Origin of the sequence: Pseudovibrio exalbescens, assembly GCF_028737195.1 — a bacterium.
Lineage (GTDB): Bacteria > Pseudomonadota > Alphaproteobacteria > Rhizobiales > Stappiaceae > Pseudovibrio > Pseudovibrio zosterae.
On record NZ_JAQZAJ010000003.1, the window covers coordinates 363,736 to 388,222 of the forward strand.

Here is a 24,487-nt window from a genome sequence, read left to right on the forward strand (position 1 = left end):
ATTTTGATGAAAGAGACCGATACTCGGCCACCGGAACCTGTCATTGACCGCAGTGGTGGTGGAGGAAACATCGGATTGCTTATGTTGCTGGCGCTAGGTCTTGCTGCCGCAACAGCCGTGATCGCCGTGATGAGCCGCGAGCAGGCCGAGCCTTACATTCTCGGGCTCTTGGGCATTCTTGCGGTCGTCGGCGTTTTCTCTTTGTTTGCCAGTGCCATTGGCCTGTTGCGCTTTGCTTCCCGGCGGGATGGCAACCCGCTGGCAGAAGCCTTTCTGGATTCTCTCGAAGAGGGGGCGGTTCTGGTCGATCAGACCGGCCGTATCGTCTATGCCAACAAGGCCTACGCGGATCTGACCGGGGCTGTTAGTCCTGGTGACGTGCGCACGGTTGAGCGGGTGTTTTCAGCCGATCCGGAGGCCGCCGATGCAATTTTCCGCCTTTCCAAGGCTGTGCGCAATCACCGCCGCGCTCAGGAGGAAGTGCGCCTGCCTGCTGCCATTGGGCGCGTGGATGGCGGCTCGCGGTGGTATCGCATCAGTGTGCGGCCGCTGAACTACCACGACAAGGCGGGCCAGGCGACTGCAGGCCTCACCGTATGGCAGATCGCGGACATCTCCCGCGACCGAAAAGAGCAGGAGACATCGTTTCAGGAGTTGCAGCGTGTCATCAACTTCCTTGATCACGCTCCCTCCGGCTTCCTGTCCTGTGATTCCGCAGGCCGTATTGTGTATCTCAACGCCACGCTGGCCGACTGGCTGGGATATGACCTGACCCAGTTTGTGGCTGGCGGTCTGACGCTTTCCGATATTGTCCGCGGCGATGGTGCAGCCCTCGTTCGTGCCATCAGCGGGCAGGAAGGCGAGGTCAAGACCGAGACCTACGACATCGATCTGGTAACGCGCAACGGCAAGGGGCTTCCCGTTCGCCTCGTGCACCGGGTTCCGTTTGGCGCGGAGGGGCAGGCCGGCGACAGTCGCACGCTTGTACTCAACCGCTCGCCGGGTGAAGAAAACGCAGAAGCTCTTCGCGCAGCCGAGGTGCGTTTCTCGCGCTTCTTCAACAACACCCCGGTTGCCATTGCCTCCGTTGAAAAGAATGGCCGCATTCAGCGCACCAACGCGCCTTTCGTTCGCCTGTTCGGGCAAGAAGATGGGCTGAAGAGCGAGGCGCGCCTGACAGACTTTGTCGAGGAAGCGGGCCGGGCCGATCTGGAAGAGGCCTTGAAAAAGGCGGCGCAGGGTCAAGGCGAAATCGCGCCGGTGGATGTTGCTCTGTCTGAAGGGGCAGAGGCGGGGCGCTCGGCGACCTTCTACGTCTCCGCTGTTCTTGACAGTCAGGCTGAGGACGAGGCGGCCGTTGTCTACGTGCTTGAAACGACACAGCAGCGCGCCCTTGAAGCCCAGTTCGCTCAGAGCCAGAAGATGCAGGCCATTGGTCAGCTTGCAGGTGGTGTCGCGCATGACTTCAACAACGTTCTGACCGCCATCATAGGCTTCTCCGATTTGCTGCTGGCCAGCCACCGTCCAACGGACCCTGCGTTCCAGGACATCATGAACATCAAGCAGAACGCCAACCGTGCCGCAGGGCTTGTGCGCCAGTTGCTCGCGTTCTCCCGTCGTCAGACCCTGCGTCCGAAGGAGTTGGCGCTGACGGACGTACTGGCCGACCTCACCATCTTGCTGGACCGCCTTGTGGGCGAGAAGATCGAGCTGCACGTGGTTCATGGCCGCGACCTTTGGCCGGTGATGGCGGATGTGAACCAGCTGGAACAGGTGATCGTCAATCTGGTCGTGAACGCCCGTGACGCCATGCCGGGTGGCGGTGAGGTGACCATTCGCACCCGCAACGTGGATGAACCGACCTCAACCACCTATGAGAACACCCGCGGCATGCCGCCTGCGGAGTACGTGCTCATTGAGGTGGAAGACAACGGTCACGGCATGTCCAACGAGGTTCTGGGCAAGATTTTCGAGCCGTTCTTCTCCACCAAGGAAGTGGGCAAGGGCACCGGGCTGGGGCTTTCCACCGTCTACGGCATCGTCAAGCAGACCGGCGGCTTTGTATTTGCCACCAGTGAGGTTGATGCGGGCACAACATTCCGGATCTTCTTGCCGCGCCATGTGCCGGAGGAAAAGCCGGTTCAGGAAGTGGTCAAGGAAGAAAAGCAGGCCGTTGCCGATCTTACCGGCTCTGCCACCATTTTGCTGGTGGAGGACGAAGAAGCCGTTCGTGCCTTTGCGGCGCGTGCCCTGTCGTCCCGTGGCTATGAGGTCTATGAGGCAGGCTCTGGCACCGAAGCGCTTGAGGTCATGGAAGAGACCGAAGGGTCGGTTGATCTGGTGGTTTCCGACGTAGTGATGCCGGAAATGGACGGGCCGTCGCTGCTTATTGAGCTGCGCAAGACCCGCCCGGATCTGAAGATCATCTTTGTATCCGGCTACGCTGAAGATGCCTTCGAGAAGAACTTGCCGGCAGATGAGAAATTCACCTTCCTGCCAAAGCCGTTTACCTTGAAGCAGTTGGCAACCACCGTGAAGGACGTGTTGTAGAACGGGCCATCTGAACGTAGCTAAGCCCTGCCGTTCAGGGCAGGGTGTTTTGACATCACTGGGAATGATCTCAAACGAGGGGGGAATGTATGAGCACGGAAATTACTCAGGAAACCCCGGAGTTGGACGAAGAGCTTCTTGACGGACCGCGGGTGTTCAAGCTGCGCGGTCAGCATGTGATGCTCGCGGCCCATGTGGCGCGGGTGTTCGAGGTTGAAACTCGGCAGATCACTCAGAACATCAAGAATAACCTCGAGAAATTCCCGGAGGCCTATGCCTTTGAGGTCTCGCCGGAGGAGCTGGACGCCTTGAGATCACTGGGGGTGATCTCAAAACCGGGTCGGGGCGGCAGCCGCGCCTTGCCGTGGGTTGTCAGTCAGAAAGGGGCCATTCGCCTCTCCACCATCATGGACAGTCCAAAGGCCATTGAAGCGGCTGACGTTTTCATCGATGTCTTCACCGAGGTCCTGCGGCAGGTCTATGCGGGCAAGGACCAGTTGGAAATTTCCAAGCCATCACGTCTCAAGCCCAGTTCCGAGCTTCAAGAGCGGATCGAGAAGATCCGCACCCAGTTGTTTTCTGCAATCAATGACCTTCTGGAAACCAAGGTGGACAGCCAGAACAAGATCACCGTGAAGGATGAATTGGGTCAGGTGGCAGATGGCATTCGCAAACACTATCATGAGTGGCTCAAGTCCAAGCGCGTCAGCAACGACAAGATCGAGGCGGAGACACTTCTGCTGCTGGAAAAGGTTCAGGACTTGCGGGAACGGCGCGCCGCGCATCTGAGTGGTGCTGCGCTGTCGCGTGAAAGCCAGGCGCTTGAGAACATGAAGCAGAAGATCGCCATCATCAAGGATCTCATGGACCTTCACGACAAGCTGGAACCCAATGCGGTCGTGCAGATGGTCGGCGACTACAGCGCGCTCGCGCTCACCGATGCCACAGAGAAGATACTGGAAAAGCCAAAGGGCTGAGTTGGCCTTGTTCCGCACCAGATACGAAAACACCCGCGAAGGTCGAACCTTGGCGGGTGTTTTTGTTTCTTCATGGAAGCTGAGTGCCTAGATGCACTGTGAGGTGGCTTCCGCGTTCTGTTTCAGGCCGATCAGGCTCTGCATGGTGTTGTTGTCACCCGGCAGCTTGTAGGATTGCTCCAGTCCAGTGTGGGCGTTGTTCAGCAGCGCCACGTCCTGCACCACAAGTGTGTTGCACTGGCTGCCGGAGAAACGCACGCGCACGCGGATTACGCGATCGCCGTTGTCAGATGGTCCGAACTCCTGGTCCAGAACCGGATTGGCCTGACGCATCACGTTTTCAATGATCACCATGTTCGGGTCATCCTGCACCACCAGTGTGCCTTTCTGGGCAGCGCTGGTCTTCAGTGTCTGGCGAACCTGCTCCGGTGATGCCTTTACGGCAACGGACTGGGTGCCGGGCTCGGCACGAAGAATTGGCTGGTTGCTGCCTCGTGGGGCGCCTGACTGACAAGCCGCAAGCGCCAGCGTAAGCGCAACTAAAGCAACGATCCGCATTGTGTTGGTCCCGTAGGTTTCTGGTGCAAAGAGTTCAGAGCAACACCAGAGCATCATGCTGAAATGTGTCGGAATCATCCCCGTCAGAAGCCGCTGTGGAATCTGCGGAAACGCTCTCATGTCCCGATCATATACCCATCGGCAATACCGGGGTCAAATTCTTAGGAGAGCCTTCAGGGGAAGGGAAGGTCCAGCGCGGGGGCGGAGGGAAGGGTCACAGCAGCGCGCGCCGCTGTGACCGGAATGCATGAGGCGTTATGCCTTTGCTGCGTATTCAACTGCGATCTTGGAAGCCAGACGCGCGTTGTTCTTCACCAGCGCGATGTTGGTTGCCAAGCTGCGGCCGTCGGTCTGTTCGAACAGGTGCTGCAGCATGAACGGCGTCACTGCCTTGCCCTTGATGCCCTGCTTTTCAGCGTCTGCCAGAGCCAGCTTGATGAACTTGTTGATCTCTTCAGCTGGGATCTCGTCTTCAACAGGAACAGGGTTGGCGACCAGTTCACCACCGTGGGTGCCGAACGCTTCACGGGTAAGAAGAACCTTGGCGATGTCTTCCGGGGTGTCGAGGCGGTAAGGGGTGTCCAGATCGCTGGTGGAGGACCAGAATGCTGGCATCTTGTCACAGCCGTAACCGATCACGGCCACGCCTTTGGTTTCCAGCACTTCAAGGGTCTTTGGCAGGTCGAGCAGAGCCTTTGCGAAGGCTGAGACCACCAGTACAGGCGTGCGTGCCAGTTCTTCAAGGTCTGCGGAGATGTCGAAGTTTGTTTCCGCGCCGAAGTGAACGCCGCCAACGCCGCCGGTTGCGAACACGCGGATGCCCGCTGCGTGGGCGGCCATCATGGTTGCTGCAACGGTGGTGGAAGCGTTGCGGCCCATGGCAATGCCGGTGCACAGGTCAGCGCGGGAAGCTTTCATCACATCCTTTGCGTTTGCCAGCTCTTCCAGCTTCTCGTCGGAAAGACCAACATGCAGCTCGCCCTTGAGGACCGCGATGGTGGCTGGAACAGCGCCGTTTTCGCGGATGATCGCTTCAACTTCGCGTGCTGTTTCAATGTTTTGCGGGTAAGGCATGCCGTGCGTGATGATCGTTGATTCCAGAGCAACAACCGGCTTTCCCTCAGCCAGCGCCTGTGCCACTTCATCGCTGTGATGAATCTGGATCTTTGTGTTCTTGGTCATTTCCTCATTACCTTTTTATAGGAGCTGTTCGGCTCAGTGACTTTGAAGACGTTGTGCGATGGCTGAGAGGCTCAGGCTGTCCGGCGCGGCCCCTGTGGCTTCGACTGTGATGGCGGAAGCAGCCAGACCACTGTAGGCCGCTTGTTCGGCAGCAAGGCCCTGACTGTAGGCGCTCAAGAAACCCGCGATGAAGGCATCACCGGCTCCAGTCACGTCTTTGGGCTCTGCTGGGAGGGGAGTAATCACGCGTTCCTTGCCGTCCACGGACAAGATCAGCGGGCGGCTGCCATCTGTAATGGCAATGGTCTTGCACCCTTTGGCCGTCAGGGCTTGCGCCATGTCCACGGCCGGAGCATCCGCGTCCATGCCCAGAAGGGACGACGCCTCAAGCCTGTTGGTGAACAGGATGTCGAGCTTGTCGAGGATGGGCAGAAGCCGGGTTGCCTTGGCACTGGAGACGGTATCGACCGCCAGAATGCGGTCGCCCTTAGCGGCGGCAATTGCCTCCAGCATTTCGGTTTCCATGTTGGTCTCGGCCAGCCAGATGCCTGCCTGTTCAAGGGCTGGGGTCAGGCTTCCCGCGACCGGCTTTGGGATCAGCTGCGTGATCTCGCTGTCGGAAATGGCGGCATGAAGGCTTCCATCCGGCTGGTGCAGCGCGAGGTAGGACCCTGTGCGCTGGCCGTCCAGCACCTTTACAGTGCTCACGTCAATGCCAGTGGCGGACAGGTGTTTGCGCACCCACAGGCCGTCGGGGTCATTGCCCACACAGCCGATCAGAGCGGGGTTGCAGTCAAGCCGGGCGAGAGCGCGTGCGATGTTCGCAGCAACTCCGCCGGGTTTTCCAGAGATTTCTCCGGGAGTGGACGTGTCCGGGAGAATCGGGCGTCCGGCATGAGCAATACGGTCCACATGAATGGCGCCGATCACTGCGAGCTTCGTCGGTTGGGACATGGTATTAGTGACCATCGTATTATGTTGATTATCAAGGTCGTAACAGTGTCCAGAGGCCGTGACAACTGGTGTGATTCCTATGTCCAAAGGCTTCTTTTTTGCCTGCTCAGCGTTATCCAAAGAAGAACACTTGAAGAACGGATCCCTGATATTCCATTGGAGATCAGCGGGTTATGAGGACTTGCGTAATGAGAACAAAATGAGTACACCAATCATACCTTTTGAATCTGTCGGTCCGTCATGAAATAAGGAACGGGTACGCATGTCACAAACTTCACTCCGCCTTGTCGAGGGCACACAGATGGATAAGAATAAGGCGCTCGATGCAGCGCTGTCACAAATTGAGCGGGCCTTCGGTAAAGGTTCCATTATGCGCATGGGGCAGGGCCAGGCTGTTGAGGTGCAGGCCGTCTCTACCGGTTCCCTTAGCCTGGATATTGCACTGGGCATTGGCGGCCTTCCCAAGGGCCGCATTGTTGAAGTTTACGGACCGGAATCTTCAGGTAAGACCACTCTTGCGTTGCACACTGTTGCCGAGGCCCAGAAGCAGGGCGGCATTTGCGCCTTCGTGGATGCCGAGCACGCGCTGGACCCGATCTATGCCCGCAAGCTGGGCGTAAACATTGATGATCTTCTCATCTCTCAGCCAGATGCAGGCGAGCAAGCGCTTGAAATTGCAGATACTTTGGTGCGCTCCGGGGCGATCGACGTGCTTGTGATCGACTCCGTTGCAGCGTTGACACCGAAGGCGGAACTTGAAGGCGAGATGGGTGACAGCCTGCCGGGCCTTCAGGCGCGTTTGATGAGTCAGGCGCTGCGCAAGCTGACGGCCTCGATCTCCCGCTCCAACTGCATGGTGATCTTCATCAACCAGATCCGCATGAAGATCGGTGTGATGTTCGGTTCCCCGGAAACCACGACGGGCGGTAACGCGCTCAAGTTCTACGCCTCCGTGCGTTTGGATATTCGTCGCATTGGCGCCATCAAGGACCGCGATGAGATCGTTGGCAACCAGACCCGCGTGAAGGTGGTGAAGAACAAGCTTGCCCCTCCATTCAAGCAGGTTGAGTTCGACATCATTTATGGCGAGGGCATCTCCAAGACCGGTGAGCTTCTCGACCTTGGTGTGAAGGGCGGCATCGTCGAAAAGTCCGGCGCATGGTTCTCCTACAACAGCCAGCGTCTGGGGCAGGGCCGAGAGAACTCCAAGACCTTCCTCAAGGAGAATCCTGAGGTTGCTCAGGAGATCGAGTTGGCGGTCCGTCAGAATGCCGGCCTTATTGCCGAAGCGATTGACGATCCTGATATGGGCAAGGGCGACGACGAGTAAGTCGGCCAACGGCGCTTTCTCGCCACTCATGCATGTATTACCCAAAGCCGGTGGCCCGCAGGTCGCCGGCTTTGTTGTTTTGAAGTCGCGGCTGTTGCGAATCCCCGGCGGCTTTCTGGTGGTCCGGGCAAAATGCAGCAATAGCCCTTAGACAAACGGTGCAGGTGCGGCAGGTGCCTTGCTAAAACCGCTTAATTTCGGCTGTTTCTTGGCGGGAGAACCGGATGCAAAGGGCTTATTGCATGGACAGTTGCGCTGTGTGTAGATAAAACCGCAACAAAGCCATAAGCAGTTGTTGCAGCAACTGCGGCTCCTACTAATGCAATTCAAGGGCGGGCCTGCGTTTTGGTTCCGCAGCTGTGAGAAGAGACGGACATCTAATTCATGAGTGGTGTGAACGAAATTCGGTCGGCTTTCCTCGACTACTTCAAAAAGAATGGCCATGAGGTTGTGCAGTCGAGCCCGCTTGTTCCGCGCAACGACCCAACTCTCATGTTTGTGAACGCGGGTATGGTTCCGTTCAAGAACGTTTTCACGGGGCTTGAAAAGCGCGACTACGTGCGCGCCACGTCCTCACAGAAGTGCGTTCGCGCCGGCGGCAAGCATAATGATCTGGACAACGTTGGCTACACCGCACGCCATCACACCTTCTTTGAAATGCTCGGCAACTTCTCCTTTGGGGACTACTTCAAGGAACAGGCCATTGAGCATGCGTGGACATTGATCACCAAGGATTTTGGCCTGCCGAAGGATCGACTTCTGGTTACGGTCTATTCCGAAGATCAGGAGGCATTCGACCTTTGGAAGAAGATCGGCGGTCTGTCCGAGGACAAGATCATCCGCATTGCCACTTCAGACAATTTCTGGGCCATGGGTGACACCGGTCCGTGCGGCCCATGCTCCGAAATCTTCTATGATCATGGCGATCATATCTGGGGCGGCCCTCCAGGTTCTCCTGAGGAAGACGGCGATCGTTTCATCGAGATCTGGAACCTTGTGTTCATGCAGTATGAACAGCTGGCCTCAGAACGCATCGACCTGCCGCGTCCCTCCATTGACACCGGCATGGGTCTGGAGCGTATTGCAGCTGTTCTGCAAGGCGTTCACGACAACTACGACATCGACCTGTTCCGCGCGCTCATTGGCGCTTCTGAAAACCTTACCGGTGTTCAGGCGGAGGGCGAGCGTCAGGCCAGCCACCGCGTGATTGCTGACCACCTGCGTTCTACTGCATTCCTGATTGCGGATGGTGTGTTGCCTTCAAACGAAGGCCGCGGGTATGTTCTGCGCCGCATCATGCGCCGCGCCATGCGCCATGCAAACCTGCTCGGTGCGCGCGATCCGCTCATCTTCAAGATGGTGCCAACCTTGGTGCGCGAAATGGGTCAGGCCTATCCTGAGCTGGTGCGTGCCGAAAGCCTCATCACCGAAACCTTGCAGCTTGAAGAAAAGCGTTTCATCAAGACTCTGGAGCGCGGCCTTGGCCTTCTGGACGACGCCACCTCCTCCTTGGCTGAGGGCGAGCAGCTTGATGGCGAGACCGCCTTCAAACTCTATGACACCTACGGCTTCCCGCTGGATCTGACACAGGATGCGCTGCGCAACCGTAACATCTCCGTGGATACCGACGGCTTTGATCAGGCCATGGAACGCCAGCGTGCTGAAGCGCGCGCCGCGTGGTCCGGGTCCGGTGAAGCGGCCACGGACGCGGTTTGGTTCACCTTGAAGGAAAAGCTCGGTGCGACCGAGTTCCTTGGCTATGAAACCGAAAAGGCAGAAGGTGTTGCCACGGCGTTCGTCAAGGATGGGGAAGAGGTTGCCAGCCTGAAGGCTGGTGAAACCGGCATTGTGGTCTTGAACCAAACCCCGTTCTACGGCGAGTCTGGTGGTCAGGTCGGTGATACTGGCGTCATGATTGGCGAAGGCTTCAAGGCCACGGTTACCGACACCCAGAAGAAAGCCGATGGCCTGTTCATCCACCACGTCGAAGTGACGGAAGGTGCGGTCAAGGCTGGCGACGCACTGGAGCTGGAAGTTGACCATGCGCGCCGCACGGCGATCCGCTCCAATCACTCCGCAACGCACCTTGTTCATGAAGCTCTGCGCGAAGTTCTGGGCGATCACGTTGCCCAGAAGGGCTCTCTGGTTACGCCAGAACGCCTGCGTTTTGACTTCTCCCATCCCAAGCCCGTTGCGGATGAGGAACTGGTGACCATCGAGCGCCTTGCCAACGAGATCGTTCTGCAGAACACGCCAGTCGAAACCCGCCTGATGGAAGTGGACGAGGCCATTGAGGCCGGTGCCATGGCTCTGTTCGGTGAGAAGTACGGCGACGAAGTGCGTGTGGTGTCCATGGGGCTCGCAACCGAAGGCGACAACGCTGGCAAGACTTACTCCTTGGAACTGTGCGGTGGTACGCACGTCACCCGTACCGGTGACATTGGTCTTGTGACCTTGGTGACCGAAGGGGCCGTGGCAGCGGGCGTTCGCCGTATTGAAGCGCTTACAGGAACGGAAGCACGCAAGTATCTTGCCCAGCAGGATGCCTTGATGCGTCAGTCCGCTGGTCTTTTGAAAACCAGCCCGGCCGACGTACCGGCCCGCATTGAAGCGTTGCTGGATGAGCGCAAGAAGCTGGAGCGCGAACTGGCCGAAGCCAAGAAGAAGCTTGCCATGGGTGGCGGTGCTGGCGGCGACAACGGTGTGCGTGAAGCTGGCAGCTTCAAGTTGATGGCCCGCGTTGTGGAAGGCATGAACCCGAAGGACCTGAAGTCCGTGGCCGACGAGGGCAAGACCTCTTTGGGCTCTGGTGTTGTGACCATCATCAACGTGGCTGAGGACGGCAAGGCCGCAATCGTTGTGGGCGTCACCAGCGATCTCACTGACAAGTTGTCTGCTGTGGATCTGGTGCGCATTGGCTCCGAGGCTCTGGGTGGACGTGGCGGCGGTGGCCGTCCGGACATGGCTCAAGCTGGCGGCCCAGACGGCTCCAAGGCCGATGCTGCAGTTGAAGCGATTGAGACTGCATTGAAAAATGCATAGCGGCTCCACCGCTTAGGCAGTTGAGAAGGGAGGGGCCGCACCCCTCCCTTTTTTGTTTTTGAAAGCCTTTTTGGCTATAAGCCGAAAATCAATTCTCTTTACGGAAGGTCGGTTGATGGCCCGTCAGCTGAAAAAAGACGTCTACGATATCCTTGAAAAAGGTGCCACGACACATCCCGTTGCCAAGCACCTCAACAAGTTCATTGTGGCGTTGATCCTCTTGAACGTTGGCCTTGCCGTCATGGAGACCGAGCCGTGGTTCGGCAAAGGCTGGCCAACGTTGCTTATTGCGCTGGATATGGGCGCGGGTCTCATCTTTCTTGTCGAATACGTGCTGCGCCTCTGGGTCGCGGATCTGCATCCGCCGCTGCGCCGCTATCAGCCGTGGCGTGCGCGCCTGCAATATGCCATTCAGCCGCTGGCCATTATCGATCTGCTGGCAGTTCTGCCGTTCATCCTTGCGGTCTTAACCGACTATGTCACATGGAAAGCCTTTGTAATCCTGCGCTTGTTGCGCTTCATGAAGATCGCCCGTTACTCACCGGCCATGCGGTCGTTGGCCTCGGCGGTGGTTACCGAGCGCAAGGCGATCATGGCCAGTCTGGTGATCATTTTTGGCACCATCCTCATCGCCGCTACCACCATGTACCTGGTGGAGCACCAGGCCCAACCGGAAAAGCTGGGCACCATTCCAGATGCCATGTGGTGGGCGTTTGCTACCCTCACCACCGTTGGTTATGGCGATGTGGTGCCGATCACCTGGGCGGGAAAGGTGGTGGCGTCCATTGTGATGCTTACCGGGTATTGCCTGTTTGCGTTGCCGGTGGGCATCATCGGCACGGCCTTCGTGCGTGAAATCAACTCCCGCGATTTTGTCGTCAGCTGGTCCATGGTGGCAGAAGTGCCCATGTTTGAGGACCTGTCGGCCATCGAGATCAAGGAGGTGGCGCACCTGCTCAAATCACAGAGCGCCGTCGACAATGAGGAGATTGTTCGGCGCGGGGAGCGCGCAGATGCGCTTTACCTCATCACCTCCGGTGCTGTCGTTGCCATCACGCCAGATGGGCAAACGCGTCTGGAGCAGGGGCAGTATTTCGGCGAGATGGTGCCTCATGGTGATGCTGAGCGCACAGCCTCGGTCTACGCAACGGAGCCCTCTCAGTTTCTGGTGCTGCGTCTTGAAGATCTTCGGGATCTCATGCGCCGTACGCCGGAGCTTGCCACCAAGGTCGCCCACCGGGCATTTGAGGCAACCAAGTCGGGCATGCCTGCGGCGGGTCCAGACGCATGAGATCCCTTGGCCCCTCTCAGGGCCTGTCCGTTTGTGCAATCGGGCCGATCACTTCAATCTTGTTGGTCCAGATGTAGCCCTCAAAGTTCTGAAGGGGGCGGTAGGTGTCCTCGCTGTCCAGACCGTCGCTTGCCTGCGTGTCACCCACCGGGCCCATGGCAATCACCGTGGACCCTTGGGCCTTCAGGCGGGCGGCAAACCGGTGCGGCCAGCCCCACACCATCCATGTGTAGTCGCTGGGTACGCCAATCACCGTTTCCCGGCACTGGCTTGGTACATATCCTGACCAACCGAACAGGAAATAGTTCTTCAAGCACTGCTTGGTCTGCTGCTTTGTGAAGCTGTGAAGGTTTGGCACGCGTGCCAGAGTATAGTTCACTGGCACAGGGTGACCATAAACACCCCAGACTTGATCCAGCCGCTCTGGCTGTTGTTGAAGAAACGCCACAAAACGTTCGGCTTCCAGTGCCTGTTTGGATTTGTAGTTGATCAGGAATCTGGCCTCGGGCAGGGCGTCGAATACTTCCGTAAGTTCCGGCATCAAGCCAATGCCTGTACCGCGAAACGGGAAGCTCTGGCCTCCATCTGCGGTGTAGCCCCAACCGATATCGAGTGCCTTGAGATCGCTCATCGATTTGCTGCGGGTTTCGCCGCTGCCATTACTCCTGCACTCCGAAGTCCAGTCATGGAACACGGCCAGCTTGCCGTCGGTGGTGGGGTGAATGTCAATCTCCACCACATCCGCGCCCAGTTCCACCGCCTTCTTCATGGAGGCGATGGTGTTTTCCAGATAGCTGTGCGTGGGCGGGTCAATGCGCGTTGCCGTGCAGGTGTCGTTCGCCAGATTTTCTCTGTGATAGGTCAGGTGAACACCGCGGTGGGCGATCAGTTGCGCCTCGGCCGTGCTGCCGAGATCTGCAATCCACGATGCGTTTGTGAGGTACAGTGTTGCAGCAAGTCCCCCAAACGCTGCAAGGCCCCATCGCAGCATGACCGTTCTCCGCTTCTAAACTCATAAGTGGTGGCCGTTGATTGCTGCAGTTTTTGGTAGGAATGGGGTCGGTCTGTGGTGATTGCATGGCGGTTGCAGTCTACCAACAAAAAAGGGCGCCCGTTTCGGAGCGCCCTGATTTTCTCTTGAACCCTGAAGGCTTACTTCGCAGCCATGGCCTTCTGAAGGTTCTCGTCCACCTTGTCCAGGAAGCCAGTTGTGGTCAGCCACTTCTGATCCGGGCCAACCAGCAGCGCCAGGTCCTTGGTCATGTGGCCGCTTTCAACGGTCTCGATGCAGACGCGCTCCAGCGTTTCAGCGAAGTCCTTCAGCTCGGCGTTGTCGTCGAGCTTTGCGCGGTGCGCCAGACCACGGGTCCACGCAAAGATGGAAGCGATGGAGTTGGTGGAGGTTTCTTCACCCTTCTGGTGCTGACGGTAGTGGCGGGTCACGGTGCCGTGCGCCGCTTCCGCTTCCACGGTCTTGCCGTCCGGTGTCATCAGAACGGAGGTCATCAGGCCCAGAGAGCCGAAGCCCTGTGCAACGGTGTCGGACTGCACGTCGCCATCGTAGTTCTTACAGGCCCAGACGTAGCCACCGGACCACTTCATGGCTGCAGCAACCATGTCGTCGATCAGGCGGTGCTCGTACCAGATCTTTTCTGCTTCGAACTTTTCCTTGAACTCAGCTTCATAAACTTCCTGGAACAGGTCCTTGAAGCGGCCGTCATAGGCTTTCAGGATGGTGTTCTTGGTAGACAGGTAGCATGGCACCTTGCGGTTCAGGGCGTAGTTCATGGAGGCGCGGGCAAAGTCGCGGATGGAGTCATCCAGGTTGTACATTGCCATGGCAACGCCGGAGGATGGCGCATCGAAAACTTCGTGTTCGATCTCGGTGCCGTCTTCGCCCACGAACTTGACGGTCAGCTTGCCTTTGCCCGGGAATTTGAAGTCAGTCGCGCGGTACTGGTCACCGAATGCGTGACGGCCAACGATGATTGGCTGTGTCCAGCCTGGAACCAGACGCGGCACGTTGTTCATGATGATTGGCTCACGGAAGATCACGCCACCCAGGATGTTACGGATGGTGCCGTTTGGCGAGCGGTACATGCGCTTCAAGCCAAACTCTTCAACGCGGGCTTCATCTGGTGTGATGGTGGCGCACTTCACGCCAACGCCGTATTCCTTGATGGCGTTCGCCGCATCGACGGTAATCTGGTCATCGGTCGCATCGCGGGCCTCAATGCCGAGGTCATAGTACTTCAGATCGATGTCGAGATACGGATGGATCAGCTTGTCTTTGATGAACTGCCAGATGATGCGGGTCATCTCGTCGCCGTCGAGTTCGACGACCGGATTGGCAACTTTGATCTTCGCCATGGTGGTTTGACCTCGTGTTTTTGAACTGTAATGGATTGGCCTGAGCCCGAATTCGCTCCGTGTATACACGTGTGCGCAATCTGATGCCAGCTCGAAATCCATAGTTTGGACAGGTCGTGTATAGCACTATGGGAAAACACGGAATAGCGCTCTCAGGCGCTAACACCGCCGGAAAACTGCTCTAATCCTACGAAAATGCGCAATTTTGAGGTGTAAGTGGATCAACTGACCCTTGGTAATGCCAAAAACGGGTCATCGGGCAATTCTTCGTGAACTGCCCGATTCTGTTTCTAGATTGCATGCGTCATGCGTTTCAGGTCGCGCCTTGGGCGTTGGAAATCGCCCGTGCGGTCAGCGCAATGGCAATGTAGCTCCAGCCATTGAAGATAATGGAGATGCCCACGATCAGGCCAAGGGCCCATGCCGCGGAAAGCGGGAACTCAAAGAAGATGCACAGACCGGCGAGCAATGAGATGACACCCGCGGTCAGGATCCAGCCCCAGCCATCGTGCGGCTTCAGTTTCAGGGAAAACATGATTTGAGAGATGCCCTGAATGATGAAAACCGCTGCAAGAACGAGGGTGAGGGCAGCTGTGCCGAACGCCGGATTATAATAAACGGCCGCGCCACCGATAATGGCAATCACGCCGGTAATGAGCTGCCACAGGAAGCCGCTCCACTCTTTCACGGAGAAGGCGTGCCAAATCTGAATGGCACCGCCAATCACAAGCACCGCTGCGATTACCAAAGCCACGGCGATGGATGATGCCAGTGGCATGGCAATGACAACCATGCCGCCGATTACCAGAAGTACACCTAGAGCCAGAAAACGACCCCACTTGTCGACCACCATCTGCGTCATGCTGGAGGTGATCATTGGACCGCTTGCTTGTTGGGTCATTGCATTTCCCTCCTAAAAGGTTGTTGCGGCTTGCATCCTTCCCGCCGCACAAGGAACACCGCCAGCGGCGATGCCTCCGGGCGATATCGGAAGCTTACCCTAGGGTAATTTTATTAGCGATCCGATAATTTGTCAGCACCTGCAACTTATGGGGGAGGGGCGGTCTGTGTGGTGCCAGGGGCTGTTGTTTTGCGGCCCTGTGACTTTTTCCGCGGCGTCTTCGGCTTTTGCTGGAAATTGAAAGGGCGATCCGCTATCTGAGCGGCATGTCTGAGATGGAACAAACCCCAACACCTTCCCGCCCGCCGGTTGTCATCCTGTGCGAACCGCAGCTGGGCGAGAACATTGGCATGGTGGCCCGTGCCATGGCGAACTTTGGCCTGCATGATCTGCGCATTGTCAATCCGCGCGACGGCTGGCCAAGCGAAAAGGCGCGCTCTGCTGCAAGCCGTGCCGATCATGTGATTGATGCGGTTCAGGTCTTCGACCGGGTTGAAGACGCGGTTGCCGACATTCAGTTGCTGTTTGCCACCACCGCGCGCAACCGCGACATTCCCAAGCCTGTTGTTGGCCCGGACGAAGCTGCGGCCGAAGCGGTGGCGTTTGGTCAGAAGGAGCTTACCACCGGCTACATGTTTGGCCGCGAGCGCTGGGGCCTCAACAACGATGAGGTGGCGCTCTCCAACAAGATTGTCACCTTGCCGGTCGATCCCTCATACGCCTCGCTCAACATTGCTCAGGCGGTGTTGGTCTGTGCTTATGAGTGGCGCCGCACTGCAACGTCCGGCCAGCTGCCGTTCACGCTTGACGATTATGAAGGTGAGCCTGCGTCTCAGGAAGCCATTCAGCGTATGTTCGAGCACTTGGAAGGCGCGCTGGATGTGCGCGGTTTCTTCCGTCCGGTGGAAAAGAAGCCGGTGACGGTGCGCCGCCTGCGCAACATCTTCCAGAAGGCCGATCTGACGGACAATGAAGTGCGCATTCTGCGCGGTGTGATTGCCAGCTTCGAAAAGTATCCGGCCAAGTACGGTAATGAGTGAACGGCAGTCCTTCGTTGATCCGGTTACCATTGAACCCGGCCAGTGCGATGTTGTTGGTCGGATCATGGTTTTTGACAGTGGCATCGGTGGGCTCACCGTTGCCCGTCAGATCCAGCGCAACCGGCCCAATGAAGGCCTGCTTTATGTCGCGGATGACCTGGGCTTTCCCTATGGCGATTGGGAGGAGGGGGCTCTTGGCGATCACATTGAAGAAGTCGTCGCTCGGTTTGCTGCAAAGTGGCAGCCCTCAGCTCTTGTCATTGCCTGCAATACAGCCTCCACGCTGGTGCTGCCGCGGCTCAGAGCGCGGTTTTCGTTTCCGATTGTTGGCACGGTGCCAGCCATAAAGCCCGCTGCTGAAAAGACAGTTTCCGGCGTTGTCGCGGTCCTTGCCACGCCGGGAACGGTGCGCCGTGACTATACGCGAGACCTCATCTCGAAATACGCCAAGGGCGTTCATGTGGAACTTGTTGGCGCGACTCGTATTGCCCAGCTTGCGGAAGACAAAATGGCGGGCCGGGATGTGGATACTGCGCTCTTGCTGCAACAGATCTCGCCGTGCTTCGTGGAATATCAAGACAAACGCACAGATTGCGTTGTATTGGGTTGTACACACTACCCATTTCTCCTAGAGGAACTGGAGCAGATTGCTCCTTGGCCTGTGGCGTGGATTGATCCTTCGCCTGCGGTAGCACGTCAGCTTGACCGTGTTCTTGCACAAGGGGCAGGTGCTGAATGCACGACAACTCTTTACAGGTACACATCGGGTAAGGACTTTCCGTCTCTTACCTTCTGACCAGCTTCAGTTTTCGAAGCATGGGCATTTTCAGTTAATTCGCAGCTCTTTGCCGCCTTAACTGTTGCGTGACCAAGGAAAGTGACGCAGCGTGACTGTGTTCGTGTGGTCTGCTTTCTTGTTTTGCAGAAGGCGGCGAACCGTTTTGGCGCGTCAAGGTACACACATAAACAACAACCGGAAGGGAGATTGAGCTTGGTCACATCAGTAATCAATGCACTCAATACAGTATTCTGGGGTTACATTCTGATCTACGGTTTGCTGGCAGTAGGTATCTACTTCACAATCCGTCTGAATTTTCTCCAATTCATCCACTTCAGACAGTGCTTCTATGTCTTGTTTAAAGGCAAGAAGGAAGACCGCAGCGGCATCAGTCCGTTTCAGGCGCTTTGTACCAGTCTGGCTTCGCGTGTCGGCACCGGCAACATTGCGGGGGTGGCGGTGGCGCTCACCTCTGGCGGCCCCGGCGCGATCTTCTGGATGTGGATGGTGGCGCTGGTTGGCATGGCAACCGCCTATGCGGAAAGCACGCTGGCTCAGCTGTATAAGTATGTTGATGAAGATGGCCAGCTCCGTGGCGGGCCTGCACGCTATATGGCCGTTGGCCTGAAACAGCCTGTCATGGGACATGTGTTTGCAATCGTGCTCATCTTTTCTTTCGGGCTGGTTTTCAATGCGGTTCAGTCCAACTCCATAGCCGAGGCCATGGGAAGCGCGTTTTCCATTCCTCCTTATGTCTCTGGCATTCTTCTGGTTATCGGCGCAGCGCTCGTTATCTTTGGTGGCATACGCGGCATTTCACGATTTGCCGAGTTTGTGGTGCCTTTCATGGCGGGAGCTTATGTGCTGGTCACCTTGCTGGTGATCCTCATGAACATCACCGAGATTCCGCAGATGCTCTACAGCATCGTGGCGCACGCGTTCGGCTGGGAGCAGGCGGTGGGCGGTGTTGCCGGTGGGGTCATGGCGGCCATGCTCAATGGCATCAAGCGCGGCTTGTTTTCCAATGAGGCGGGTATGGGCTCTGCGCCCAACATTGCGGCCTCTGCCGTGCCAGACCCGCACCACCCGGCCAGTCAGGGCTTTGTGCAGGCTCTGGGCGTTTTCATAGATACCATCGTGATATGTACCGCAACTGCACTTTTGATCCTGCTCTCCGGCATCTACGAGTTCGACAGTGATGTCACCGGAACGGCGTTGACGCAGGCAGCAACCGTTGCGCACATTGGCCCGATCGGGGCGCAGTTTGTGGCGCTGGCCATTCTGTTCTTCTCCTTCACCACCATCGTTGCGAACTACTCCTATGCGGAAAATGCCATGGTGTATCTGGAGCATGGCTGGAAGCCGGGGATCACCATTCTCCGGATCATGGCGCTGGGCATGGTGTTTTGGGGCACTCAACAGACGGTGCAGACCGTGTTTGATGCGGCGGATGCGGCCATGGGCATGATGGCCACCATCAACCTTGTCGCCATCCTGTTGCTCTCGCCCAAGGTTGTGTTGCTGACCAAGGACTATCTGGCGCAGCTCAAGGCGGGGGAAGACCCGCACTTTGAAATCAGCGAGCACCCGGAACTGGGTGACGGGATTGAAGGCTCTGTCTGGACCGAAAAGCGTCCGCCATTCCCGCAGCCTGCTGAATAGCAGCCGAGGACAGACGAGGAGCGCATAAACTTAGGACCGTCGCCGTTTCAGGCGGCGGTCAGTGCCAGAAAGATCGAGATCTGGCCGCCGTAGTACAGCACCCACAATGCAACCGAGATCGGCACGGTCAGGCTCGGGCGATCCGGCAGCCGAAAGAGCTGCAGCGAGAGCAACAGATCCGAGGCGATAAAGGCGAGGGCACCGGCCATCACCAAGCCGCCCAGCTGTGTAGACAGCACGCCCATCCCCGTTATCAAGAGCACATAGACAGCTACAGGCAGCTTCAAGTCGTGGGTAAAGGGCAGAAGCCACCACACTGTTGACAGGGCCAGAAGGCCAAACACGCCGCCTGCAATGGCCAGCACGGTCATGTCAAACTGGGCGATCATCTGCCAGAACAGGATGATGTAGAGGACGTGGGCGAGGGCGAAGCTGCCCAGCCCCACGAGAAAGCGTTTGTCTCCGGGAGCTGCCAGTGCGGCATCGCCAAGGCTTGAGGCCGCCAGAGCCGCCACCAGAAGCCATGGTGCATCGGTGGCAGCCGCCAACACGCACACCACCGCAAGCGACAAGGTTTTCAAGAGCGTCTTGAGCGCAGAGGCATCGCGCCAGCTGAATGCGGCTCCGTAAATGGTGGCCGATAAAAGACTTGCGCCAATGATGGCCGGTCCCAATGCGGTGATCATGTCTTCCCCCCGATATGTCTCTCCCGTCATCTTCGTTAGGTGACGCTAGGAAAGAGGGCAAGTGCAACTCATGGGGGAGTTCCGGTTCGCCGCTACGGGCTGATCCTCCGCCGTTTCTGGCCCGCTTAATTCGGGGAGTTTCAAACACGGAGGTTGTGACGGAGACTCGCAGACGAAGAATCTTCGGGACATTGTAGATGACCTCCATACCCTATCTGGTCACGCGCTTAACGCGGGCTGCTGCTTACTTCCATATCAACCTGAGGCCAGTTGAACGCTTTTTGGGTTATCTGTTTGACCTGAAGGGTGGGTTTTTTGTGACCGAAGGGCTGCGCTTTGAAATCCCCAAGCAGTTCACCTCCTCGGCGTCCCGTGGTCGGTTCATGGTGGGCGCTCATGAGTGGAACGAACGCCGCTTGATCACGCGGTATCTTTCCAGTGACGCCCATGTGCTGGAGCTTGGTGGCGGGCTTGGCGTTGTCTCCTGCGTCATCAATCGCAGGCTGGCAGATCCGGCTCGTCATGTGGTTCTGGACGCTGATCCGCGGGCGGTGACAGCGCTCACCCAAAACAGAAACCTCAATGGCGCGCGGTTCTCCATTGTGCATGGGGTGATCAGCGCAAGGGAGCAGGAGACCGTGTATCTGGCCCCCACTATCGGGGGCAGCAGCCTGTGCCGTCGTCAGGGGCGCAAGACGGTCAAAGTGCCCGGCTATTCCATTGAAGAGCTGGAACGCCAGCATGATCTGTCGTTTGATTGCTTTATCGTCGACATTGAGGGCAGCGAGTTGCGCTGGGCGGAGGAGAACAAAGACGCGCTTCGGCAGGTTCAGCTTCTGGTGCTGGAAGTGCACCCCACCAAACTCTCGGAGGCGGAACTGGTGCGTTTAAGAAACCTGCTTCGGGAGTGCGGCCTGTTTCTCATCGACGAGCTTTACGAGGTCGAGGTCTGGCGGCGTCAGCCCCTTATCTCGGCATAGGGGGCAGCCTGTCACGCCGGTGCTGGTCGGTGCCGGATCTCTCCTGGTCTTTTAGGGGAGGCGGGGCGCGGAATTCTGCGCTTTTTTGCGGGGTAAGCCGTTGACTCTGGACGTCGTTTCCAATAGAACCCCGGTGATCTGGCGGTGCCACCTCGGTGCCGCCATGATTTTTTACGCACCCGTGGGGTCCGGCAGGCGCTTCTTGTCGAGACTTCTGTCAGCCTCTAAGCCTCTGGGCTCAAGGGGAAAAGGAGGGCGCGTTTCCTTTAATATGAATAATGCAACGCAAAGGAAACTGCGATGTCTAAGCGCCATAGCGCCAAGTACAAAATTGACCGCCGGTTGGGTGAAAACATCTGGGGTCGTCCTAAGTCTCCTGTAAACCGCCGTGAGTACGGTCCAGGTCAGCACGGTCAGCGCCGCAAGGGCAAGCTGTCTGACTTCGGCGTACAGCTGCGCGCAAAGCAGAAGCTCAAGGGCTACTACGGCAACATCTCTGAAAAGCAGTTCCACAAGGCATATGTGGAAGCGTCTCGCCTGAAGGGCGATACCTCCGAAAACCTGATCGGTCTGCTGGAGCGCCGTCTCGACGCTATCGTGTATCGCGCAAAGTTCGTCCCAACCGTTTTCGCAGCACGTCAGTTCATCAATCACGGTCACGTGAAGGTGAATGGTCGTCGCGTAAACGTTGGCTCTTACCTGTGTAAGCCAGGCGACGTTATCGAAGTTCGCGAAAAGTCCAAGCAGCTCGCAATCGTTCTGGAAGCAATCCAGTCCAACGAACGCGATGCGCCAGACTACGTAGACGTAGACACCAACAAGCTGACCGCGACCTTCAATCGCATCCCAGCGTTCTCTGACGTACCTTATCCGGTACAGATGGAACCAAACCTGGTTGTGGAATTCTATTCCCGCTAATAGCCAGTGGCAGTTTGTGTTTCTTGGCCGCCCGGTTTCGGGCGGCCTTTTTCTTTTTAAAGGCGCTGTATTGGCGCTTGAGTTTTGGCGGTCCAGCGGGCATCTTGCGCCCCGTTCAGTGCATGGAGCTGCAAGCTCCCAACCCACCTCCATCTAGCAAGGCATCACGAAGAGCCATGGACGATATCACGCAGCTTCCTCCCCTCGTTGAAACCACTGGTCCGGCCGTGGATGCGGATTGCCATCCGCTGTTCCGCGAGGTGCCCAGTTCGGTTGAGTTCAAGAAGCTGCGAAAGCGTCTGCTGCGCGAGACCCGGCAGGTCATGGATGACTACGCCATGATCTCCAAGGACGCGCGGGACAAGGCTCCCCGTTGGCTGGTGTGTCTTTCCGGGGGCAAGGACAGCTACACCCTGCTTGCGGTGTTGATGGACCTGAAGTGGCGCGGCCTTTTGCCCGTCGACCTTATTGCCTGCAACCTTGACCAGTCTCAGCCCGGTTTCCCGCCGCACATTCTGCCCGCGTTCTTTGAACGCTACCAGATCCCGCACATCATTGTGCGCGAGGACACTTATTCCATCGTCACCGACAAGATCCCGGAGAACCGCACCTACTGTTCGCTGTGTTCGCGTCTGCGCAGAGGCATTCTATACCGCATCGCGCGCGAGCAGGGCTGCGAGGCCATCGTTCTTGGTCACCACCGGGATGATGCGCTGGAAACGTTCTTCATGAACCTGTTCCACGGGGGGCGCATGGCCTCCATGCCGCCAAAGCTGGTAAACGATGAGGGCGACCTCATGGTGCTGCGCCCGCTGATGTATTCCTCGGAAGCGGACATCGAGAAGTTTTCCAAGGTCATGGAGTTCCCGATCATTCCTTGCAACCTGTGTGGCTCTCAGGACGGCTTGCAGCGCGTGGAAGTCAAGAAGATGCTGCAGCAGTGGGAAAAGGAAACGCCGGGCCGTCTGGGCATCATGGCGCGCGCTCTGGCCCATGTACGCCCGTCTCACCTGCATGATGCAAAGCTGTTTGACTTCGAAAATCTTCGTCCAGCTGAGGGGGCGTCGACCGCTCAGGCGGCAGAGGCGGAGGAGCCTTGCGCGGCCTCTCTTGCCATGACCGCCAATCTGTTCGATCTCGGACAGAAGTAGCTGCGGTCCAAATCTCCGTATTTTCTACAATAAGCTATTGATAGGTAAGCCAGATCTCTGTTCACAAGATCTGGCTTTTATCATATCTCACGTTGCGTGATTTTTCGGCGGCGTCATCTTAAGGGCATGACAGCACGAAGGCACGATTCGCGCGGGCATGGGCTCTGGACCGGCCGCAGGCGAGCACTCACACTCGCTCTGTGCATGGCTCTTGCTGCCTGCGAGAACGTCAAGCCAAGCGTGCAGGACTGGTTCCCCAGCTCGTCGGTGGATGAGGATCTGCCATGGGGCGAGATCGCGAACCGCAATCTGAACAACGTAAAATGGGCCGGGCGGCGTTTCGAAGGGCAGACCTTTGAGAACCTCAGCTTTGTTGGCGCAGATCTTACGGGCGTGAACTTCAATGGCACTGTCATTCGCAATGTGGACTTTTCCCTCACCACATTGAACCGGGCCTCTTTCCGCGGTGCCGAGCTGCGCAATGTCACGTTTTATGCCAGCGCCCTGCGCGGTGTGGATTTCACGGAAGCCGATCTTCAAACCGTTATTCTGGATGCAACGGATCTTCGGGGCAGTTGTTTTGACAAGGCGGAGCTGTGGGAAGTGCCCTTTGAAGGGGCCGTACTTTCTGGGGGGCATTATCCGGAGCAGCACCCGCCGAACATCTCACCGCGTTCCTTTTATGCGCTCGTGGAGCAGCTTCCGTGTCCGGGGGGCGGGGATGCTGCAGCGGCACTCTATGGTCAATACCAGCCGCCTGTGGAGGTCCAGCCCATTGACGGTCCCATGTACAAGCGCCGCTCCATCCGGTTGTCGCCGGGCGATGAAGCGCGGGCAACCCCGAGCAGCCGATGAAGAAGTTTGCAAAAAGACGGGTTAGTGGTCGGCTTCGTAGTAGGCTTTGCCGTGGAAGGTGCCCATGGGCTTGTCACGCATCAGGATCACGAGGTTTTCTTGTGCGGTTGTCTTGGCTTCGGTGGCCAAACCGCCATGAGATCGGCACACAGCCTCAGCGCTCATGGTGAAGTAGGGCGTGAACACAGTAAGGCGCGCGCATTCCACCTTCCGAAGCTGCGTCGGAGATGCGTTCAGGAATGAATATGCGCCCGCCACCAGAAACAGGGCGGATAAGACCAGGCTACTCAGCTTTTTCATGGTCTTGCCCCTCGTTACCAATCAGTTTTCGTTCAGGATGTGAGGTGTTGCCGACCTCACTACAAGGGCATCATAGCGATACTTGACTGTAGTGGGGCTGAACTTCGCGTTCATGTTGCATTCATCTCAAACGAAAATCGGCGAGCAAAGCCCGCCGATAAAGTCATTTCGCCAACGATGGTGTTCGGGCACTCAGGCTTCCTGAGTGGTCTCGATGCCTTTTTCGTTGAACATGGCTTTCAGCTCTTGAGACTGGAACATTTCGCGCACGATATCGCAGCCGCCAACAAACTCGCCCTTGACGTAGAGCTGAGGAATGGTTGGCCAGTCGGAAAATTCCTTGATGCCATTGCGCAGGGCATCATCTTCCAGAACGTTGTGGCCAACGTACTTTACGCCGACGTAGTCAAGGATCTGCACAACCTGACCTGAGAAGCCACACTGTGGAAAGGACGGGGTGCCTTTCATGAACAGCACAACGTCATTGGTGTCTACTTCGTTTTGGATCCAAGCCTTGATATCGCTCATACTTGTTCGTCCTCTTGTCTACCAGGGTCAAAGTCTGGTGACGGTCTTGTAGAAATTGATGATTGCCTAGGGCTTTTTACAGAGTTCGCCCGTGCATGTCACAGCTCGAAGGCTGTGTCCAGAAACTTATTCCGGAGCCGAGGTTTGCAAGGCGAGGGCATGCAGCTCTCCGCCCATACGGCCCTTTAGAGCCTTGAACACCATCTGGTGCTGCTGAACACGCGACTTCCCCCGAAATGCTTCAGAAACCACAACAGCTGCGTAGTGGTCACCGTCACCGGCCAGATCGCGAATTTCAACATGGGCGTCGGGCAGAGCCTCTTTGATCATGCTCTGAATTTCAGCCGCGTCCATTGCCATGCGATCGCCTCCTCTCCTGAAATGTGCGCTTCCAGTCGCGTCTGATCTGGAAGCGCGTTTGTCTGTTGTGTTCG

22 protein-coding genes and 1 pseudogene are annotated in these 24,487 nt (G+C 57.5%); 13 read left to right on the top strand and 10 right to left on the bottom strand.

Translation table 11 applies throughout. From position 1 onward, the window contains the following. Positions 1-6 precede the first annotated feature (6 nt). Entirely contained in the window at positions 7-2,550 is a 2,544-nt protein-coding gene (cckA, locus tag PUV47_RS11035; RefSeq protein WP_274218616.1) for a cell cycle histidine kinase CckA, read from the top strand. Positions 2,551-2,639: 89 nt separating this feature from the next. Next, on the top strand, positions 2,640-3,527 hold the full coding sequence (locus tag PUV47_RS11040; protein WP_274218617.1) for an ORF6N domain-containing protein: 888 nt from the start codon (positions 2,640-2,642) through the stop codon (positions 3,525-3,527). 87 nt (positions 3,528-3,614) lie between these two features. Here the strand turns inward: PUV47_RS11040 and PUV47_RS11045 are convergent, their stop codons facing one another. The 3 genes from PUV47_RS11045 to PUV47_RS11055 all read right to left on the bottom strand — a co-directional run bounded on the left by PUV47_RS11045 (position 3,615) and on the right by PUV47_RS11055 (position 6,221). Then, complete coding sequence (locus PUV47_RS11045) at positions 3,615-4,085, bottom strand: hypothetical protein (protein ID WP_274218618.1); 471 nt, start codon at positions 4,083-4,085, stop codon at positions 3,615-3,617. Positions 4,086-4,340: 255 nt separating this feature from the next. Further along, positions 4,341-5,267 (bottom strand): pseudouridine-5'-phosphate glycosidase, encoded by a 927-nt coding sequence (locus PUV47_RS11050; RefSeq protein ID WP_274218619.1) that lies wholly within the window; start codon positions 5,265-5,267, stop codon positions 4,341-4,343. A gap of 33 nt (positions 5,268-5,300) precedes the next feature. Beyond that, positions 5,301-6,221: a carbohydrate kinase family protein gene (locus PUV47_RS11055; protein WP_274218620.1), complete on the bottom strand. Its 921-nt coding sequence runs from the start codon at positions 6,219-6,221 to the stop codon at positions 5,301-5,303. A 262-nt stretch (positions 6,222-6,483) separates the two neighbouring features. On the opposite strand from PUV47_RS11055, the gene recA reads away from it, so the two are divergent. From recA to PUV47_RS19895, 4 genes and pseudogenes are all read left to right on the top strand, one after another. Further along, positions 6,484-7,551: a recombinase RecA gene (recA, locus tag PUV47_RS11060; RefSeq protein WP_274218621.1), complete on the top strand. Its 1,068-nt coding sequence runs from the start codon at positions 6,484-6,486 to the stop codon at positions 7,549-7,551. A gap of 384 nt (positions 7,552-7,935) precedes the next feature. After that, on the top strand, positions 7,936-10,593 hold the full coding sequence (gene alaS, locus PUV47_RS11065) for an alanine--tRNA ligase (protein WP_274218622.1): 2,658 nt from the start codon (positions 7,936-7,938) through the stop codon (positions 10,591-10,593). Positions 10,594-10,834: 241 nt separating this feature from the next. After that, positions 10,835-11,389, top strand: a pseudogene (locus PUV47_RS19890) (ion transporter); the annotation flags it as partial. A gap of 111 nt (positions 11,390-11,500) precedes the next feature. Then, positions 11,501-11,884: a cyclic nucleotide-binding domain-containing protein gene (locus tag PUV47_RS19895; protein WP_425313763.1), complete on the top strand. Its 384-nt coding sequence runs from the start codon at positions 11,501-11,503 to the stop codon at positions 11,882-11,884. A 16-nt stretch (positions 11,885-11,900) separates the two neighbouring features. Here the strand turns inward: PUV47_RS19895 and PUV47_RS11075 are convergent, their stop codons facing one another. From PUV47_RS11075 to PUV47_RS11085, 3 genes are all read right to left on the bottom strand, one after another. After that, entirely contained in the window at positions 11,901-12,875 is a 975-nt protein-coding gene (locus PUV47_RS11075; protein ID WP_274218624.1) for a glycerophosphodiester phosphodiesterase family protein, read from the bottom strand. 161 nt (positions 12,876-13,036) lie between these two features. Further along, a complete protein-coding gene (locus tag PUV47_RS11080; protein ID WP_274218625.1) occupies positions 13,037-14,254 on the bottom strand; it encodes an NADP-dependent isocitrate dehydrogenase in 1,218 nt (405 codons plus the stop codon). A 313-nt stretch (positions 14,255-14,567) separates the two neighbouring features. Further along, positions 14,568-15,155 carry an HdeD family acid-resistance protein gene (locus PUV47_RS11085; protein WP_274218626.1) on the bottom strand — a complete coding sequence of 196 codons (588 nt, stop codon included), beginning with the start codon at positions 15,153-15,155 and terminating at the stop codon, positions 14,568-14,570. Positions 15,156-15,421: 266 nt separating this feature from the next. On the opposite strand from PUV47_RS11085, the gene PUV47_RS11090 reads away from it, so the two are divergent. The 3 genes from PUV47_RS11090 (at position 15,422) to PUV47_RS11100 (ending at position 18,635) form a co-directional block, all read left to right on the top strand. Continuing rightward, positions 15,422-16,195 (top strand): RNA methyltransferase, encoded by a 774-nt coding sequence (locus tag PUV47_RS11090; RefSeq protein WP_274218627.1) that lies wholly within the window; start codon positions 15,422-15,424, stop codon positions 16,193-16,195. Beyond that, positions 16,188-16,991 carry a glutamate racemase gene (murI, locus tag PUV47_RS11095; RefSeq protein ID WP_274218628.1) on the top strand — a complete coding sequence of 268 codons (804 nt, stop codon included), beginning with the start codon at positions 16,188-16,190 and terminating at the stop codon, positions 16,989-16,991. Before PUV47_RS11090 ends, murI begins: the two co-directional genes overlap by 8 nt. 195 nt (positions 16,992-17,186) lie before the next feature. Beyond that, the gene (locus PUV47_RS11100) at positions 17,187-18,635 is read left to right on the top strand and encodes an alanine/glycine:cation symporter family protein (RefSeq protein WP_425313755.1); all 1,449 of its coding nucleotides are present in this window, start codon (positions 17,187-17,189) and stop codon (positions 18,633-18,635) included. A gap of 47 nt (positions 18,636-18,682) precedes the next feature. On the opposite strand, the gene PUV47_RS11105 is transcribed toward PUV47_RS11100, so the two are convergent. Further along, on the bottom strand, positions 18,683-19,321 hold the full coding sequence (locus PUV47_RS11105) for a lysoplasmalogenase family protein (RefSeq protein WP_274218630.1): 639 nt from the start codon (positions 19,319-19,321) through the stop codon (positions 18,683-18,685). Positions 19,322-19,518: 197 nt separating this feature from the next. Here PUV47_RS11105 and PUV47_RS11110 point away from each other — a divergent pair, with 197 nt between their 5' ends. From PUV47_RS11110 to PUV47_RS11125, 4 genes are all read left to right on the top strand, one after another. Beyond that, complete coding sequence (locus PUV47_RS11110; RefSeq protein ID WP_274218631.1) at positions 19,519-20,301, top strand: FkbM family methyltransferase; 783 nt, start codon at positions 19,519-19,521, stop codon at positions 20,299-20,301. 300 nt (positions 20,302-20,601) lie between these two features. Then, positions 20,602-21,219 (top strand): 30S ribosomal protein S4, encoded by a 618-nt coding sequence (rpsD, locus tag PUV47_RS11115; protein ID WP_274218632.1) that lies wholly within the window; start codon positions 20,602-20,604, stop codon positions 21,217-21,219. Positions 21,220-21,395: 176 nt separating this feature from the next. Continuing rightward, positions 21,396-22,370 carry a tRNA 2-thiocytidine(32) synthetase TtcA gene (gene ttcA / locus PUV47_RS11120; protein ID WP_274218633.1) on the top strand — a complete coding sequence of 325 codons (975 nt, stop codon included), beginning with the start codon at positions 21,396-21,398 and terminating at the stop codon, positions 22,368-22,370. Positions 22,371-22,496: 126 nt separating this feature from the next. Continuing rightward, complete coding sequence (locus tag PUV47_RS11125) at positions 22,497-23,225, top strand: pentapeptide repeat-containing protein (protein WP_274218634.1); 729 nt, start codon at positions 22,497-22,499, stop codon at positions 23,223-23,225. Between the two features lie 21 nt (positions 23,226-23,246). Here PUV47_RS11125 and PUV47_RS11130 read toward each other — a convergent pair whose 3' ends face one another. From PUV47_RS11130 to PUV47_RS11140, 3 genes are all read right to left on the bottom strand, one after another. Then, entirely contained in the window at positions 23,247-23,525 is a 279-nt protein-coding gene (locus tag PUV47_RS11130; protein ID WP_274218635.1) for a hypothetical protein, read from the bottom strand. A gap of 192 nt (positions 23,526-23,717) precedes the next feature. After that, positions 23,718-24,053, bottom strand: coding sequence for a Grx4 family monothiol glutaredoxin (gene grxD / locus PUV47_RS11135; RefSeq protein ID WP_274218636.1), 336 nt, complete (start codon positions 24,051-24,053; stop codon positions 23,718-23,720). Between the two features lie 126 nt (positions 24,054-24,179). Continuing rightward, a complete protein-coding gene (locus PUV47_RS11140; protein ID WP_274218637.1) occupies positions 24,180-24,413 on the bottom strand; it encodes a BolA family protein in 234 nt (77 codons plus the stop codon). Between the last annotated feature and the right edge of the window lie 74 nt (positions 24,414-24,487).

Bases quoted from the DNA above. Each gene is read 5' to 3' on its own strand.
- PUV47_RS11050 (WP_274218619.1), bottom strand. From the start codon at position 5,267: ATGACCAAGAACACAAAGATCCAGATTCATCACAGCGATGAAGTGGCA.
- PUV47_RS11055 (WP_274218620.1), bottom strand. From the start codon at position 6,221: ATGTCCCAACCGACGAAGCTCGCAGTGATCGGCGCCATTCATGTGGAC.
- PUV47_RS11140 (WP_274218637.1), bottom strand. From the start codon at position 24,413: ATGGCAATGGACGCGGCTGAAATTCAGAGCATGATCAAAGAGGCTCTG.
- recA (WP_274218621.1), top strand. From the start codon at position 6,484: ATGTCACAAACTTCACTCCGCCTTGTCGAGGGCACACAGATGGATAAG.
- PUV47_RS11130 (WP_274218635.1), bottom strand. From the start codon at position 23,525: ATGAAAAAGCTGAGTAGCCTGGTCTTATCCGCCCTGTTTCTGGTGGCG.
- PUV47_RS11075 (WP_274218624.1), bottom strand. From the start codon at position 12,875: ATGCTGCGATGGGGCCTTGCAGCGTTTGGGGGACTTGCTGCAACACTG.
- alaS (WP_274218622.1), top strand. From the start codon at position 7,936: ATGAGTGGTGTGAACGAAATTCGGTCGGCTTTCCTCGACTACTTCAAA.
- PUV47_RS11040 (WP_274218617.1), top strand. From the start codon at position 2,640: ATGAGCACGGAAATTACTCAGGAAACCCCGGAGTTGGACGAAGAGCTT.
- grxD (WP_274218636.1), bottom strand. From the start codon at position 24,053: ATGAGCGATATCAAGGCTTGGATCCAAAACGAAGTAGACACCAATGAC.
- murI (WP_274218628.1), top strand. From the start codon at position 16,188: ATGAGTGAACGGCAGTCCTTCGTTGATCCGGTTACCATTGAACCCGGC.
- cckA (WP_274218616.1), top strand. From the start codon at position 7: ATGAAAGAGACCGATACTCGGCCACCGGAACCTGTCATTGACCGCAGT.
- PUV47_RS11125 (WP_274218634.1), top strand. From the start codon at position 22,497: ATGACAGCACGAAGGCACGATTCGCGCGGGCATGGGCTCTGGACCGGC.
- rpsD (WP_274218632.1), top strand. From the start codon at position 20,602: ATGTCTAAGCGCCATAGCGCCAAGTACAAAATTGACCGCCGGTTGGGT.
- PUV47_RS11085 (WP_274218626.1), bottom strand. From the start codon at position 15,155: ATGACCCAACAAGCAAGCGGTCCAATGATCACCTCCAGCATGACGCAG.
- PUV47_RS11045 (WP_274218618.1), bottom strand. From the start codon at position 4,085: ATGCGGATCGTTGCTTTAGTTGCGCTTACGCTGGCGCTTGCGGCTTGT.
- PUV47_RS19895 (WP_425313763.1), top strand. From the start codon at position 11,501: ATGTTTGAGGACCTGTCGGCCATCGAGATCAAGGAGGTGGCGCACCTG.
- PUV47_RS11110 (WP_274218631.1), top strand. From the start codon at position 19,519: ATGACCTCCATACCCTATCTGGTCACGCGCTTAACGCGGGCTGCTGCT.
- PUV47_RS11090 (WP_274218627.1), top strand. From the start codon at position 15,422: ATGTCTGAGATGGAACAAACCCCAACACCTTCCCGCCCGCCGGTTGTC.
- PUV47_RS11105 (WP_274218630.1), bottom strand. From the start codon at position 19,321: ATGATCACCGCATTGGGACCGGCCATCATTGGCGCAAGTCTTTTATCG.
- ttcA (WP_274218633.1), top strand. From the start codon at position 21,396: ATGGACGATATCACGCAGCTTCCTCCCCTCGTTGAAACCACTGGTCCG.
- PUV47_RS11080 (WP_274218625.1), bottom strand. From the start codon at position 14,254: ATGGCGAAGATCAAAGTTGCCAATCCGGTCGTCGAACTCGACGGCGAC.